General features: G+C 69.6%; 12 protein-coding genes. 3 read left to right on the top strand and 9 right to left on the bottom strand.

The window, feature by feature from the left end; translation table 11 throughout:
* Positions 1-20: 20 nt before the first annotated feature.
* From EDC36_RS11345 to EDC36_RS11330, 4 genes are read right to left on the bottom strand one after another with little or no spacing between them, the layout of a single operon-like run.
* Positions 21-1,121, bottom strand: coding sequence for a uroporphyrinogen-III C-methyltransferase (locus EDC36_RS11345; protein ID WP_132963378.1), 1,101 nt, complete (start codon positions 1,119-1,121; stop codon positions 21-23).
* Positions 1,118-1,882: a uroporphyrinogen-III synthase gene (locus EDC36_RS11340; protein WP_132963377.1), complete on the bottom strand. Its 765-nt coding sequence runs from the start codon at positions 1,880-1,882 to the stop codon at positions 1,118-1,120. The genes EDC36_RS11345 and EDC36_RS11340 overlap by 4 nt, the downstream gene beginning before the upstream one ends.
* A 19-nt stretch (positions 1,883-1,901) precedes the next feature.
* Entirely contained in the window at positions 1,902-2,894 is a 993-nt protein-coding gene (hemC, locus tag EDC36_RS11335; protein WP_132963376.1) for a hydroxymethylbilane synthase, read from the bottom strand.
* Positions 2,891-3,691 (bottom strand): LytR/AlgR family response regulator transcription factor, encoded by an 801-nt coding sequence (locus EDC36_RS11330; protein WP_132963375.1) that lies wholly within the window; start codon positions 3,689-3,691, stop codon positions 2,891-2,893. The genes hemC and EDC36_RS11330 overlap by 4 nt, the downstream gene beginning before the upstream one ends.
* 112 nt (positions 3,692-3,803) lie before the next feature.
* On the opposite strand from EDC36_RS11330, the gene argH reads away from it, so the two are divergent.
* Entirely contained in the window at positions 3,804-5,264 is a 1,461-nt protein-coding gene (gene argH / locus EDC36_RS11325; protein WP_132963374.1) for an argininosuccinate lyase, read from the top strand.
* 14 nt (positions 5,265-5,278) lie between these two features.
* On the opposite strand, the gene EDC36_RS11320 is transcribed toward argH, so the two are convergent.
* The 5 genes from EDC36_RS11320 to EDC36_RS11300 form a co-directional block, all read right to left on the bottom strand.
* Entirely contained in the window at positions 5,279-6,619 is a 1,341-nt protein-coding gene (locus EDC36_RS11320) for a sensor domain-containing diguanylate cyclase (RefSeq protein ID WP_132963373.1), read from the bottom strand.
* Positions 6,616-7,560, bottom strand: a complete 945-nt coding sequence (locus EDC36_RS11315; RefSeq protein WP_132963372.1) for an ABC transporter substrate binding protein — start codon at positions 7,558-7,560, stop codon at positions 6,616-6,618. Before EDC36_RS11315 ends, EDC36_RS11320 begins: the two co-directional genes overlap by 4 nt.
* A gap of 8 nt (positions 7,561-7,568) precedes the next feature.
* Complete coding sequence (locus tag EDC36_RS11310; RefSeq protein ID WP_165902862.1) at positions 7,569-9,530, bottom strand: TonB-dependent receptor plug domain-containing protein; 1,962 nt, start codon at positions 9,528-9,530, stop codon at positions 7,569-7,571.
* Between the two features lie 69 nt (positions 9,531-9,599).
* A complete protein-coding gene (gene speE / locus EDC36_RS11305) occupies positions 9,600-10,880 on the bottom strand; it encodes a polyamine aminopropyltransferase (RefSeq protein WP_132963370.1) in 1,281 nt (426 codons plus the stop codon).
* A 193-nt stretch (positions 10,881-11,073) separates the two neighbouring features.
* Positions 11,074-11,739, bottom strand: a complete 666-nt coding sequence (locus EDC36_RS11300; RefSeq protein ID WP_132963369.1) for a c-type cytochrome — start codon at positions 11,737-11,739, stop codon at positions 11,074-11,076.
* A 150-nt stretch (positions 11,740-11,889) separates the two neighbouring features.
* On the opposite strand from EDC36_RS11300, the gene EDC36_RS11295 reads away from it, so the two are divergent.
* Complete coding sequence (locus tag EDC36_RS11295; protein ID WP_132963368.1) at positions 11,890-12,732, top strand: AAA family ATPase; 843 nt, start codon at positions 11,890-11,892, stop codon at positions 12,730-12,732.
* A gap of 22 nt (positions 12,733-12,754) precedes the next feature.
* Positions 12,755-13,942 (top strand): vWA domain-containing protein, encoded by a 1,188-nt coding sequence (locus tag EDC36_RS11290; protein WP_132963367.1) that lies wholly within the window; start codon positions 12,755-12,757, stop codon positions 13,940-13,942.
* The last annotated feature ends 138 nt before the right edge of the window (positions 13,943-14,080 follow it).

Here is a 14,080-nt window from a genome sequence, read left to right as displayed (position 1 = left end):
ACGGCCACCAGCGCGCCATCTCAACGCCCTCCGGCGGCGGCGGCCAAGGCCGCCAGGGTCTCGTCGGGGCGAGGCAGCGCGTCGCTGCGCAGGTCGCGCTGCAGTTCGCCCAAGGTGCGCAGCACCGGCTGCAGCAACGGCGCCTCGGTGTCGAAGTAGCGCTCCAAGTGGCGTTGCAGCGTGCGCAGGTCGGCCCGGGCCCCATCGAATTGCCGCGCCAGCACCGCCAGCCGCGCGTTGAGCAGCAACAAACGGGCGTTCTCGCGCAGAAAGTACGACTGCTGGGGCGTCAACAGCACGGCTTCGGGCTGTTCGATACGCCGGATGCGCACCAAGTCCTGCAGCGCGAGCTGCAAACGTGCCCAGCCGTCGCGCAGCGCCGCAGCGGCCCAGGCCTGCGCCCTTGACCACCACGGACCGGGGTCGGCGGCCGGTGCCGCAGCCGACTGCCCCTTGGCCGCGGCGGCACCTGGGGTCGGCGGCGGTGTGCGCGGCGCGGGCGTCGGCGGCCCGCTGCGCAGCGGCCATTCGTCCACGCTGCGCGCCAGTTCGTCGAGCCGGGCCACCAGCGCCGGCACATCGGCCAGGGTGGCGGCGCGGATGCGCTCCAGGTCGCGCGCGATGGCCCGCTGCACCGGGTTGAGGCGCGGCTGCGCGGCGCGCTCGATGCGCTGCTGCGCCCCCTGCAGCGCCGACACCATGGGCTGCACGCTGCCGGTCAACTGGCTTTGTTGCACCGCCAGCCGCAGCGCCGCTTCCAGGTCCTGCACCAGCGCGTCGTCGCGCGAGCGCGACACCGACAGCATCAGCTCTTCCAACTGGCTGCGCTGCAGGCTGACTTCGGCCACGCGCATCTCCAGCACGCCCAGGCGCGCTTGCATGTCCGCGCTGGCGGCCTGCGCCTGCTCGGCCAACGCCCGCACGGCGGCCTGCTCGGTTTGCTGCTGCAGCGTGCGACGGGCCAGCTCCTCCTGGGTGCGGGCCAGCCGCTGCCACAACACGCCGCCCAGCGCCAGCGCCAACAGCGCCAGCACGGTGCTGACCACCACCGCCCACCTCAACGCGGCGGCAGGCGGTGCCGGGGCAGTGGCCGGGATGGGCTCGACGGGGGCTTGGTTCACGCCACCGATTCTAGGGCTTGCAACACCGCGGCCACCGTGGGGGCGGCCACCACCACACGCCCAAACCCCGCGGCGGCGGCGGCCTGCGCGATGCGGGGATGGGTCACGACGGCCGTGGCGTCGCGCCAGACCGCGTGCGGCAGCAACTGTTGCAAGTGCGCAACAGCTTCGCTGGCGCTGAACAGCCACACCGCCCGGCCCAGATCCGTGGCGTGACGGCGCTGCGCCTCGTCCCAAGCAGGCAACGCGCGCCGGTACACCGGCAGGGCCACGACGTCGGCGCCGCTGGCGCGCGCCTGTTGCAGCAGCCAGTCGCGCCCTTCGCGCCCGTCGGCCGACACCCCACGCAGCACCAGCAAGCGCCGCCCGGGTCCCATCTGCGGCCGCACCAGCGACCACAGGCTCTCCGAGTCCATCGTCGCCGGGCCGGCGTCGGCGCTGGGTGCGTCCACCCGCGCGGGGTCGGCCCCCCAGGCACGCAGCGCGGCGGCCGTGCCCGCCCCCGGGGCCCACAGCCGGGTGGGCGGCGCGGGCACCGGCCAGCGCGCATGCTGGGCCGCCTGCACGGCGGCAGGGCTGACCACCATCACCGCGTCCCACCGCTCACCACCGGTCCACGGGGCAGGCGCATCGGGCGCAACCGTGGGACATGTGGCGATCAACGGCAACGCCACCACGGGCCAGCCGGCCGCGCGCAAGGCTTGCACCCAGGCGCCGGCTTGGCTTTCGGGCCGGGTGACGACGACGGATGGGCGCTGCATGGCCGACGGCGTGGGATGGTCACGCCGGCGCCACGCGCGCGCCCTGCGCCAGCAGCGCGGCGGCCGCCTGCTCGCCCAGCGTGCGTGCTTGCGCCAACGAGCCAACTTCGGCTTGCACTTGCGCGGTCAACAACACCCCCGCCTGATCGGGGTCGCCCCACGCCGCGCGCAAGCGTAGCAACGCCGGCGCATCACCCTCGGTCGGTGCGCCGTGGGGCCACTCGGCGTGGGCGGCCAACGGCACCGAGCAGCTGCCACCCAGGGCACGCGACACCGCCCGCTCAGCCTCGACCGCGTACCACGTGGGTCGGTGCGCCAGTGGCGCCAAGGCCTGGGCCACGTCGTGGCGTTCGGCGCGTATTTCGATGCCCAGCGCCCCCTGTCCGGCGGCGGGCAGCATCTCGTGCGGCTCGAACACACGCCGGATGCGCGCCTGCAGCCCCAGCCGACGCAGCCCGGCTGCCGCCAGCACGATGGCGTGGTACTGACCATCGTCCAGTTTGCGCAGCCGCGTGTCCAGGTTGCCGCGCAGCGGCTCAATGCGCACGTCCTGGCGCCCCAGGCGCGCCAGCGCCGCACGCAGCAGCACCATGCGCCGCAGGCTGGACGTGCCAACCACCGCCCCCGCAGGCAGCTCGGCCAACTCCGCCGCGTGCGGCGACACCCAGGCGTCGCGCGGGTCTTCGCGCGGCATCACGCACGCCAGCGCAAAGCCCGGGGGCAGCTCCATGGGCACGTCCTTGAGCGAGTGCACCGCCAGGTCGGCTCGCCCCTGCTCCAGCGCCACTTCCAGTTCTTTGACAAACAGACCCTTGCCGCCCACCTTGGACAGCGTGCGGTCCAAAATCTGGTCGCCGCGCGTGGTCATGCCCAGCAGCCGCACACGGTGACCGGCGGCCTGCAGGTGCGCTTGCACATGCTCGGCTTGCCACAGGGCCAGGCGGCTTTCGCGGGTGGCGATGGTGAGGTCCAAACCCGATCGGGCGACGGTAGGGCTGCAGGGGGCGCTCATGCGCCCGATGCTAGCACGGTGGCCTCGGCCCGCAGGGCTTCGCGCACGCTGGGCAGCTGGCGGCGCGACACTTGCAGCCGCTCCGGCACGCCGTCCAGCACCACCACCCAGCCATCGAACGCTTCGCCCTGCGGGCCGGCGCTGCGCTCGTGCACACGCTGCAGCGACCGCACGCGCTGGCGCGCCACCAGCGCGTTGCGGTGGATGCGCAACCAGCGCTCGGGCTGGCTGCGCTCGAAGTCGTGCAGCGCGCCGTCGTAGATGTAGCTGCGCTGGGCGGTGCGCACGGTCAGGTACTTGAGCTCGGCTTTGAGGTAAATGACGTCGTCCAGCGGCACGCGCTCGGTGCGGCCGCGCTCGTGGATGATGAGCGCCTCGGTCGTGGCGGCGGGGCGTGCCGGGGCAGGCTCGGTCGCCTCGGCCGCGCCCGAGGCGTGCCAGCGCAGGGCTTTGTCCAAGGCTTGGTGCAAGCGCTCGCGGCGCACCGGCTTGGTCAGGTAGTCCACCGCGTCGAGCTCGAACGCGCGCAGCGCGTGCTCGGCGTGCGCGGTGACGAACACCAGCGCCGGCGCCTTGGGTTGGCCGCGCAGCAGCGCCGCCAGCGCCAAGCCATCCAACCCCGGCATTTGCACGTCCAGCAGCGCCACATCCCACGGCTCCGATCGCAGCCGCGCCAGCGCCGTGCGCGCGTCCTCGGCCTCGGCCACCTCCGCGTTGGGCTGCCATTCGAGCAACAGATCGCGCAGGCGTTGCCGGGCCAGCGCTTCGTCGTCCACCACCAGCACGCGCGTTGCCATCGTCAGACTCCTGCGGCGCGGCCCGTGCGGCGACGGCGCGCCGGTACAATCCCTGTCGGTTCTGACTTTATACCCTGAGCCCGCCTCGGGCGTCCAGCCTTTGCCCTACCCCATGTCACACAACCAGCTCGATGCCAAGTCCCAGGCCTGGTCGGCCCTGTTCACCGAACCCATGAGCGAGCTGGTGCAGCGTTACACGGCCAGCGTGTTTTTCGACCGGCGGCTGTGGAAAGCCGACATCCAGGGCAGCCTGGCGCACGCCGAGATGCTGGCCGCGCAAGGCATCATCAGCGCGCAGGACTGGGCCGACATTCAGCGCGGTCTGCAGCAAATCGCGCACGAGATCGAAACCGGCACGTTCGAGTGGAAGCTGGCGCTGGAGGACGTGCACCTCAACATCGAAGCGCGGCTGACCCAACTCGTCGGCGACGCCGGCAAGCGGCTGCACACCGGCCGCAGCCGCAACGACCAAGTCGCCACCGACGTGCGGCTGTGGTTGCGGGATGAGATCGACGGCTTGGTGACGCTGCTGCGCGAGCTGCAGGCGGCGCTGGTGCGCGTGGCCGACGAGCATGTGGAGACGATCCTGCCGGGCTACACCCACCTGCAGGTGGCGCAGCCGGTCAGCTTGGCGCACCACCTGCTGGCGTACGTGGAAATGCTGGCGCGCGACGAAGAGCGCATGCTGGAGGTGCGCCGCCGCGTCAACCGGCTGCCGCTGGGCAGCGCCGCCCTGGCCGGCACCACCTACCCGCTGGACCGCGCGCGCGTGGCCCGCACGCTGGGCATGGTCGACGAGCGCGGCGAACCCCAGCTGTGCCTCAACAGCCTGGACGCGGTCAGCGACCGCGACTTCGCCATCGAGTTCACCGCCGCAGCCTCGCTCATCATGGTGCACATCAGCCGCCTGAGCGAAGAGCTGATCCTGTGGATGAGCCAGAACTTTGGCTTCATCCGCCTGGCCGACCGCTTCACCACCGGCAGCTCCATCATGCCGCAGAAGAAAAACCCCGACGTGCCGGAACTGGCGCGCGGCAAGACCGGCCGTGTGGTGGGCCACCTGATGGCGCTGCTGACGCTGATGAAGGGCCAGCCGCTGGCCTACAACAAGGACAACCAGGAGGACAAGGAGCCGCTGTTCGACACCGTGGACACGCTGCGCGACACCCTGCGCATCTTTGTCGACATGATCGGCGGCGAGCGCGACCCGGCCACGGGGCAGCGCACCGGGGGCCTCACGGTCAACCGCGCCGCGATGGAAGCCGCCGCGCGCAAGGGCTACGCCACCGCCACCGATTTGGCGGACTACTTGGTCAAGCAAGGCGTGCCGTTCAGGGACGCGCACGAAACGGTGGCCGCCGCCGTGCGCCTGGCCAGCGAGCGCGGCGTGGACCTGAGCGAGCTGCCGCTGCACGAGCTGCAGCGTTTCCACCCGGCCATTGGCGCCGATGTGTACGACGTGCTCAGCCTGCCCGGCAGCCTGGCCGCACGTGCCACCGTCGGCGGCACCGCCCCGGCGCAGGTGCGCAGCCAGTTGCAGCGCCACCGCCAGCGGCTGGCGGGTTGGGTTTGAGCGGGGCGGGCCGCTCACCCCGCGGGGCCGGACGCCGACGCCACGGCCACTTGGTTGCGGCCCTGGCGCTTGGCCGCGTACAAGGCCTGGTCGGCGCGGGCCAGCAGGGCCTCCCAATCGGTGTCCTGCGCTGACAACGTGGCCACCCCCACACTCACCGTGTAACGCACGGTGTGGCCATGGTGCTTGAGCTGCCGTTGCTCGACCGCTGCGCGCACGCGCTCGGCCGCCGCGTGGGCCTCATCCAAGCCGCAGCGTGGCAGCAGGGCAACAAACTCCTCGCCCCCTAGCCGCGCGATCATGTCGACGCCGCGCAGCGTGGTGACCAAATCATGGCCAAATTGCGCCAGCACCGCGTCCCCCACGGCGTGCCCATAGGTATCGTTGATCGCCTTGAAGTGGTCGAGGTCGAACATCAGCAAGCCCAACGGCTCGCCGAAGCGGTGGGCACGCAGCACCTCGGCATGCGCCGCTTCCACGAACGCGCGGCGCGTGGCCAACCCGGTCAGGCTGTCGATTCGCGCCATGCGCTCAGCCTGTTCTTTTTGCGCGCGCAGCGCGTCGGTGGCCTCCCGCACGCGTTGTTCCAGGCGTTGCTGGCTCTGCTCCACCGCCTCGGCCATGGCGTCGATGCCCTGGCCCAGTTCCGCCAAAACCCGCCGTTGCGACGGCACGGTGCGTACCATTTTCTCGCCGCGACCGATGCGGGCGACCACCTCGCTGATGTGCGCCAGCGGGTGGGTGACGCTGGCCGCGATGCGGTAGGCCAGGGCGCCCGCCAGCACCAGTGCAGCCAGCCCCCACAGCACGAGCCAGCCCCAAAACGCACGCCGCTGCCGCTGCAAGGCGCCTGTGTCCAAGCGGACCACGACGTACCCAAGCGGGGCGACCTCGGATGGTCGGGCCAGGATGGCCCCTTCGGCGTCAAACCAATCGTCGCCGGCCGCGATCCGCGGATGCACCACCGCCACCACCCGGATGGCGTTACTTTCGACGCTGACTTGGTCGCCCTGCTCCAGCGCCCGTTCGGGCAGCGGCACCTCGCCTGCCAGCGCGCGCAGCCGTTGGTCGGCCCCCAACAACGCCACCCCCAGCACCTGCGGGTCACGCTCGCGCACCCCGCTGGCCAACCGCTGCAACGCCGCACGGTTGTCGGCAAACAAGGCGAACTCGGCCGCCGCGACCAGCTGCTGCGCCGTGGCCACCGCCCGCTGCCGCCACGCCTGGCTCACGTCGTGCAGGTAACGGTCGATCAGGCTCGTGCCCAGCACCAGCACGACCAGCAACGCCGGCAGGGCCGCCGCCCACCACAAACGCCAGGCGATGCGCCGTTGTTGCCGCCGCTCGGGGTTCATGCGCGTCCCTCCTGGCGCTCGGCCGTCCTTACGGCCGCCGCAATCTCCTCAGGGGTTGGCAGCACCAGGTCCAACGAGCGTGCCACCCCTTCGTTGACGACCACCGTGAAGTCACGCGCCAGCGTCAGTGGCGCAGGCGCGCGGCCGCTCAACATCAGACGCGCGACCTCCCCCACTTGAGCGCCTGCTTGGGCGGGCAGGGCCGCTAGCGCCAGCACCGCACCCGCGCGCGCATGGGCCACCGCGTAGCTGACCACCGGCACACGGCGCCGGTACGCCCCAACGAGGATGTTTTGCAACGCGTCGGCGCGGTAAACCCCAACGTCGGGCAGCGCCAGCAGCACGTCGGCTTGGTTGAGCACGCGCCGCAGCGCCTCGGCCACGTCGCCCTCCTGCACGACCTGTGTGATCAGTTGACGTCCGGCCACGGCCGCCCAGCGCTGCAACACCTGGGCACTGCGGCGCGCCGGGTCATCCAACAACACACCGATCTGCCGGCGCGCCGGCAGCGCAGCGCGCACCAGCTCGCCGTAGCGCTCCGTCGGCTGATCCAGCACCACGGCCGCAAACAGGCGCGTGCCTGCTGGCACCTCGGCCTCGACCGCCTGGCGTGGCACCAGCCCAGCCAGCAAAGGCACGTTGGCCAGGCCGGGCTCGCGCGCACGGCGCTGCAGCATTCCGCGCAGCGCGGCCACCCCCAAGGTCACGATCAGGCGCGGCTGAGCCCCTTGAAGCGCCGCCCACAACGCCGTGCTGACCGCAGCGCGCTCGCCCAGCACATCGCGCACCGCCGCCGCAGCCTCCTCGTTGGCCGCGTTGGTGTCCGACTGGGCCAGCCACACCCCATCCTGGGCCCAGGCTGACTCGCCCAACCACGCGCTAACAGCCCCCAGCAACAACGCGCGCCGGCCCTTGCTTGATCTCCCCGCACGCCCGGCCATCGTCGCCTTCACTGCGTCAACCGCAGCGTGAGGTACACCCGACGATCCAGCACACGGCTGGGGATGAAAGCGGACTGCGCCCCACCGAGCGATTGCACGCCCAGCGCCAGCTCGGTGTCGGTGTCGGCGCTGCGCCAACGGTGCGCCAGCCGCACGTCCACGCGCCCACGTCCCGGCAGCGACGACGTCCCCGGCTGGCGCCAACTCATACGGCTTTGGCCGAACACCATCACCGCCACGTCCCACCCGTTGGGCAAGGCCTGCCACCAGCCCGCGGTCAGCATGCGCTTGGGTGGCTGGCGCAAGTAACGGGCATCGACCCAGTTGGTGTTGGTCCACACCTGCCCCAGCCACCAGCGCGTATCGGCGTTGGGCTGCCAGCGCAACTGGTACTCGAGCGAGTGCTGCACGAAACCACCGCGATTGACGAAATCCCGCCGTTGTCCCTCAAGCCGCACTTCTTCGATGTAGTCACGCAGTTGCTCGCGCGCCAGGCGCACATCCACCGACAGCCCGTGCTGCGGCCAATGGCCCAGGTAGCCGAGCTCGCGCACGTCCAGCCGCTCCAGCCCCACGGTGCCGCTGGACACGACCGTGGCAATTTCATAGGGCGGCGTCGGGAAACGGTAGCGTACGTTGGCCGCCTGCTCGAACAGCAGGGGCTCGCGCCCGGCACGCGTCACGCCAGCACGCAACGTGTGGTGCTCATTGAGGTGGTGGTTGACCATCAGCCGTGGCCACGCGCTGAGGCCCAACCGGCTGTGATCCGTGGCGTACAGACCGGCGTTGACCACCCAACGGGGCGTGGCGCGCCACTCCAGCGTCGCGAACGCACGCCCCCGTTGCACCGCCACTTCGGCGTCGGTGTCGAACAGGGGGCGCGAGCGTATGCCCTCGCGGGACCAGCCAAGCCCCAGCACGGAGCGCCATGCGTCGCTCCAGCGCCGCTCGTGCTGCACGTCCAGCGCCACCCGCTGCTCGCGACCGCCAAAATCCACCACCACCGGCGGCAACGGGGCGTACGCATACCGGTCGGTGACGTCGATGCGGTCCCATGCGAGCGACCAGCGCAAGGCATCTTGCCCTGCCAGCTCATGACGGGCCTGCCATTGGGCGTAAAGCCAGCGCTGATGCAGCGTGCGCGGCGCATCCCCCACATTGCCCTCGTAGCCCATGCCCAACGCCAGGTCGGACACACCCGCACGCCATGACCACTCCAGACCGGCGTCGGGCACGGCGTCGGCACGCCAGTGCAACTGCGCCACCCGGCGCGCATCATTGACGCCCGTCCCCGGCAGGTAGCCATCGTCGCCCATGCGCTGCACGGTCAGCCGATGATGCACCCCGGGCACGGCCCAGGCCACGCCGGCAGTCAGGTCAAGGATACCGTCGTTGCCCACGTTGACCGCGAGCCGGCGCCGCTCCACGTCCGCGGCGTGGCGGGTCACGACGTTGATGACCCCAAACAAGGCATTGGCCCCATACGCGGCCGAATTGGAGCCGCGCAGCACCTCGATGCGCTCGATATCGTCCAGCACCACGGTGGGCAGGCCACGCACCGTACCCCCCAGGTAGCCGCTGCCGTACAAGGAGCGGCCATCGACCAGCACCAAGTTGCGCTGACCATACTCATCCAGCGGCATGTGGTACGCCGCCGACATGTTGGCCCCGTTGAAACCACCCACCATGTACCCCGGCACGAGCCGCAACAACTCGGCCAAGTCACGCGCCCCACTGCGGCGGATGATGTCGCGATCCAGCACGGTGACCGCGCCTGGCACTTCGGCCAGCGGCTGGGCCAACCGCGTGACACTGAGCACGGGCGCCATGGGCGCAAAAAAATCGGCCTCGCTGAGCGGGGCGCTATCGGCGCTTGCCTGGGTGGTGGCCACGTGCAGCCCCAGCACCACCAGCAGCCGAAGACCGCGCAGGCCAGGGGCTGCAGCGGGGCGCTGCAGCCGGCGTTTCAACGGGCGAACTTCCACGACGACCCCCAACGGTGCGCTACCTGCGGGGGCCATCGTAGCACGCACGACGCGCTACACCGTGGCCGCCTCGGCGCAGCAGCCGGCCTGCGCACGCACGCCGCCCGGCTGCACCAGCTTGCGGTAGTAGTTGGGCAACGCGAACAGCGCGTGGTGCACGTCGGCGTTGTAGTACTGCAGGTCGGGCAACGCCTGCACGCGCGCGGCCAACACGGCAGCGTCCAACGCGCGCGGCTGCAACGTGTCCGACGCGATGGCAAACCCCCAGTACGCGCCGTACAGCGGCACGTACAGCCCAAACGGGTGCACCTGTGCAAACACCGCGCGCAGCTCGGCGTTGATGCGCGCGACCTGCTCGGGCTCAAACACGGGGGTGCCGGTGTGCAACACCACCGCACCGCCCGGGTTGAGGATGCGCTGCAGGCTGCGGAAAAACGCCTCGGTGTACAGCGAGCCGGCGGGGGTCTCGGGGTCGGTCAGGTCCAGCAGAATCAGGTCGAAGCGGTCCTGCGTGTCGGCCACGTAGGCCAGGCCGTCGCCGATGCGCACGTGCAGCCGGGGGTCGTCGAACACCCCCCGGTGCACGGCGCCGAAGTGCTGCCGGGCCACCGCCACCACCTCGGCGTCCAGTTCGGCCATCACGACGCGCTCGACACTGCGGTGCTTGAGCACTTCCTCGGCCGCGCCGCCGTCGCCACCGCCGATGATGAGCACCTGCCGCGGCGCGCCGTGCGCCACCGCCGCCGGGTGCACCAGGCACTCGTGGTAGTAAAACTCCTCGCCCTCGGACGTCATGAAGTGGCCGTCGATGCGCATCGCCAGCCCGAAGCGCGGCGTGCGCAACACTTCGATGGTTTGGTACGGGCTGCGTTTGGCCAACACCCGCTCGGTGGCGGTGTAACCGTAGACGGCGTCGCCCGCGTCGTTGAGCGCCTCCAGCACGGTTTCGGCCGGCGGCCGCTGCTCACCCCCGCGCTGCAGGCGGTGGATTTCACTGCGACCGGGTTCGAAGGCGGCGACGATCTCGCGCAGCAACGCCTCCGCTTTGGCCGAATTGTCGGTGGTGAAGTTGCACACGTACACGTCCAGCGTGACCGCGCGGCGCTCCGGCCAGGTGTGCACCGCCAGGTGCGACTCGGCCAGCAGCAACATGCCGGTGACACCACCGGGCTGGCCGTTGTAAGGCGGAAACGGATACCACTTCTCATCGACCAGGGTCAACCCCACCCCGATCGTGTGGCGTCGGCACAGCTCGGCCAACGCCGCCGCGTCGGTCATCAGACCGTCGGCCCCTCGGCAGTCGTACAGATCAGCCGTCAGATGAAGCCCTTGCATGGCCCAATCCCCCATCCAATCGTGTTGCACCACCAGACCGATGCGGCCTGGACGAAAACCGTCGATTATACTCCCGCGCCTGTCATGGACTTACGCCGGTCAGCCCTGCGGTCAGGTAACCACCCAAAAACAAACCGGCCCGCACGGGGCCGGTCGTGGATCATGTTGGCACGGGCGGGGCGCCCGCGCACCTTCAACGGAAACGCGGTTGCGGCTTGGTGGCCAGCTCGCCCGGCAGGCTGGCCAGGTAGTTGGCCAACTGCTTGAGCTCGGCGTTGCTGAACTGCTGGGTGATGCCGCCCATGATCGGGTTGGCGCGGCCGATGTAGGGGTTGCCCTGCACGTTGTACGACTTGAGGGCCACGAACAGGTAGTCGGCGTGCTGCCCGGCGATCTTGGGGTAGCTCGGGTCGACGGGCTTGCTGAAGTTGGCGCCGTGGCACGACGCGCAAGCGCCCTTTTCCAGCAACTGCGCCACCGCCGCCGAAGGCGCCTTGGCGGGCTGCTCGGGCGCCTGGGCGCTGTGGTGGGTGCTGTAAAACGCGGCCAGGTCGGCGATGTCCTGGTCGGTCAGCGACCCGGCGATGCCGCGCATCGTCGGGTGTTTGCGGTCGCCCTTGCGGTAGGCTTGCAGCGCGGCGCTGATGTACGGCGCCGACTGCCCCGAAATCATCGGCACGCGGTGGATTTCCGGAAAGCTGTTCTGGTACCCCGGGATACCGTGGCAGCCGATGCACATGGCGGCCTTGGCCTCCCCTGCCTTGGCGTCACCGGCCACCTGGGCCCAGGCGCCAGCGGCCCCCATCAACGTCACAGCCGCGACAGCGGTCTTGAGCAGCAGAGTCGGCGTTTGGTTCATGTTGCAAGCACAATCGCAGGGTTGTTTGACAAAAATCAACGCCGGATTATATAGACTGGTTCCAGCGTTCCCGCCGCGCGAGCGGCTCCAACCGGGGCAGGAGTTTCCCTAGGTTCTCCCGTGCGCGCGCTCTCACCTCAAGGATGCACCATGCGTTTCGAAGGCTCCTCCACCTACGTGGCCACCCCCGACCTGCTGCTGGCCGTCAACGCCGCCATCCGGCTGCAGCGGCCGCTGCTGCTCAAGGGCGAGCCCGGCACCGGCAAAACGATGCTGGCTGAAGAAGTGGCCAAGGCCCTGGGCATGCCGCTGCTGCAGTGGCACATCAAGTCCACCACCAAGGCGCAGCAGGGTCTGTACGAGTACGACGCGGTCAGCCGCCTGCGCGACAGCCAGCTCGGTGACGACCGGGTCAGGGACATCCGCAACTACATCGTCAAAGGCGTGTTGTGGGAGGCGTTTGCCGCCGAGCAGCCCGTGGCGCTGTTGATCGACGAAATCGACAAGGCCGACATCGAGTTTCCCAACGACCTGCTGCGCGAGCTCGACCGCATGGAGTTCCACTGCTACGAGACGCGCGAGACCATCCGCGCACGCCATCGGCCGCTGGTGTTCATCACCTCCAACAACGAAAAAGAGCTGCCCGATGCGTTTCTGCGCCGCTGTTTCTTCCACTACATCAAGTTCCCCGACCCGGCCACGATGAAGCGCATCGTGGACGTGCACTTCCCCTGCCTGAAAGACGAGCTGGTGCGCGCCGCGCTGAAGGTGTTTTTCGACATCCGCCAACTGCCCGGGCTCAAAAAGCGCCCCTCGACCTCGGAGCTGCTGGACTGGCTCAAGCTGCTGGCGGCCGAGGACGTCGCCCCCAGCGCGCTGGCCACCGCGGAGGGCCAGATCGCCATCCCGCCGCTGGTGGGTGCGCTGCTGAAAAACGAGCAAGACCTGGTGCTGTTTGAAAAGCTGGTGTTCATGAACCAGCGCAACCGCTGAGGGGCGCAAGGCGCAGGCGACCATGCTGATCGACTTTTTCTACACGCTGCGAGCGGCCAAGCTGCCGGTGTCGGTCAAAGAGTACCTGACGCTGCTGGAGGCGCTGCAGGCCGGTGTGGTGGGTCCGCGCAACCCCGAGGCGTGCTCGCTGGAGGATTTTTACCACCTGGCGCGCTGCACACTGGTCAAGGACGAAAAGCATTACGACAAGTTCGACCGCGCGTTTGCGGCGTACTTCCACGGCGTGGAGCACGTGGCCGATTTCACGCGCGACATCCCCGCCGAATGGCTGCGCCAGGCGCTGCAGCGGCTGCTGAGCGAAGAACAAAAGGCCGCCGCCCCGCGCTACGACTACGACCAGCTGTTTGACGAGCTGCGCAAGCGGCTCGAAGAACAAAAGGAGCGCCACGCCGGTGGCAACAAATGGATCGGCACCGGCGGCACCAGCCCCTTTGGCCACGGCGGCCACAACCCGCAGGGCATCCGCATCGGCGGCAAGGGCGGCAACCGAAGCGCGGTCAAGGTGTGGGAGCAGCGCCTGTACCGCGACTACGACGACACCCAGGAACTTGGCACGCGCAACATCAAGATGGCGCTGCGCCGGCTGCGCCGCTTCGCGCGCGAGGGCTCCAACCTTGAGCTGGACCTGCCCGACACCATCCGCGCCACCGCCGCCAACGCCGGGTGCTTGGACATCAAAATGGTGCCCGAGCGGCACAACCACGTCAAAGTGCTGCTGCTGATGGACGTGGGGGGCACCATGGACGAGCACATCCAGCGCGTGGAGGAGCTTTTTTCCGCTGCGCGCGCCGAGTTCAAGCACCTGGTGTTTTACTACTTCCACAACTGCGTCTACGACTACGTGTGGAAAAACAACCGCCGGCGCTACGCAGAAAAAATCCCCACCTGGGACGTCATCCGCACCTACAACAAAGACTACAAGCTCATCCTGGTGGGCGACGCGACGATGAGCCCGTACGAAATCCTGCAACCCGGCGGCAGCGTCGAGTACAACAACGACGAACCCGGCGCCGAGTGGCTGCAGCGGCTCACGCACGCCTACCCGCACCACGTGTGGATCAACCCCGAACCCCAAGGCGTGTGGGAGTACCGGCAAAGCATCGGCATCATCCGCCAGCTCGTGGGCGGGCGCATGTACCCCCTGACCCTCAAAGGTCTGGAAGAGGCCATGCGGCTGCTGTCGAAGTAACGGTCGGGCGACCAGGCCGCGCCAGAGCCATCGGCGATAATTCGTCGTCCCTGAAAAATTCATTTTCACGCCGCCCGCAGCCGCAGCAGCGGCGGGTTGGCGACGCGAGTCTCGGTTGGCCGCAGCCGGACGAGCCAG

The organism is Tepidimonas ignava, assembly GCF_004342625.1.
In the GTDB taxonomy this organism is placed as follows: Bacteria; Pseudomonadota; Gammaproteobacteria; order Burkholderiales; family Burkholderiaceae_C; genus Tepidimonas; species Tepidimonas ignava.
Note: the sequence above shows the minus strand (reverse complement) of the source record. Positions and strands in the feature narration are given on the sequence as shown.

Coding starts and splice junctions, on each gene's coding strand:
- EDC36_RS11340 (WP_132963377.1), bottom strand. CDS start 1,882: ATGCAGCGCCCATCCGTCGTCGTCACCCGGCCCGAAAGCCAAGCCGGC.
- speE (WP_132963370.1), bottom strand. CDS start 10,880: ATGCAAGGGCTTCATCTGACGGCTGATCTGTACGACTGCCGAGGGGCC.
- EDC36_RS11295 (WP_132963368.1), top strand. CDS start 11,890: ATGCGTTTCGAAGGCTCCTCCACCTACGTGGCCACCCCCGACCTGCTG.
- argH (WP_132963374.1), top strand. CDS start 3,804: ATGTCACACAACCAGCTCGATGCCAAGTCCCAGGCCTGGTCGGCCCTG.
- EDC36_RS11300 (WP_132963369.1), bottom strand. CDS start 11,739: ATGAACCAAACGCCGACTCTGCTGCTCAAGACCGCTGTCGCGGCTGTG.
- EDC36_RS11320 (WP_132963373.1), bottom strand. CDS start 6,619: ATGAACCCCGAGCGGCGGCAACAACGGCGCATCGCCTGGCGTTTGTGG.
- EDC36_RS11290 (WP_132963367.1), top strand. CDS start 12,755: ATGCTGATCGACTTTTTCTACACGCTGCGAGCGGCCAAGCTGCCGGTG.
- EDC36_RS11315 (WP_132963372.1), bottom strand. CDS start 7,560: ATGGCCGGGCGTGCGGGGAGATCAAGCAAGGGCCGGCGCGCGTTGTTG.
- EDC36_RS11330 (WP_132963375.1), bottom strand. CDS start 3,691: ATGGCAACGCGCGTGCTGGTGGTGGACGACGAAGCGCTGGCCCGGCAA.
- hemC (WP_132963376.1), bottom strand. CDS start 2,894: ATGAGCGCCCCCTGCAGCCCTACCGTCGCCCGATCGGGTTTGGACCTC.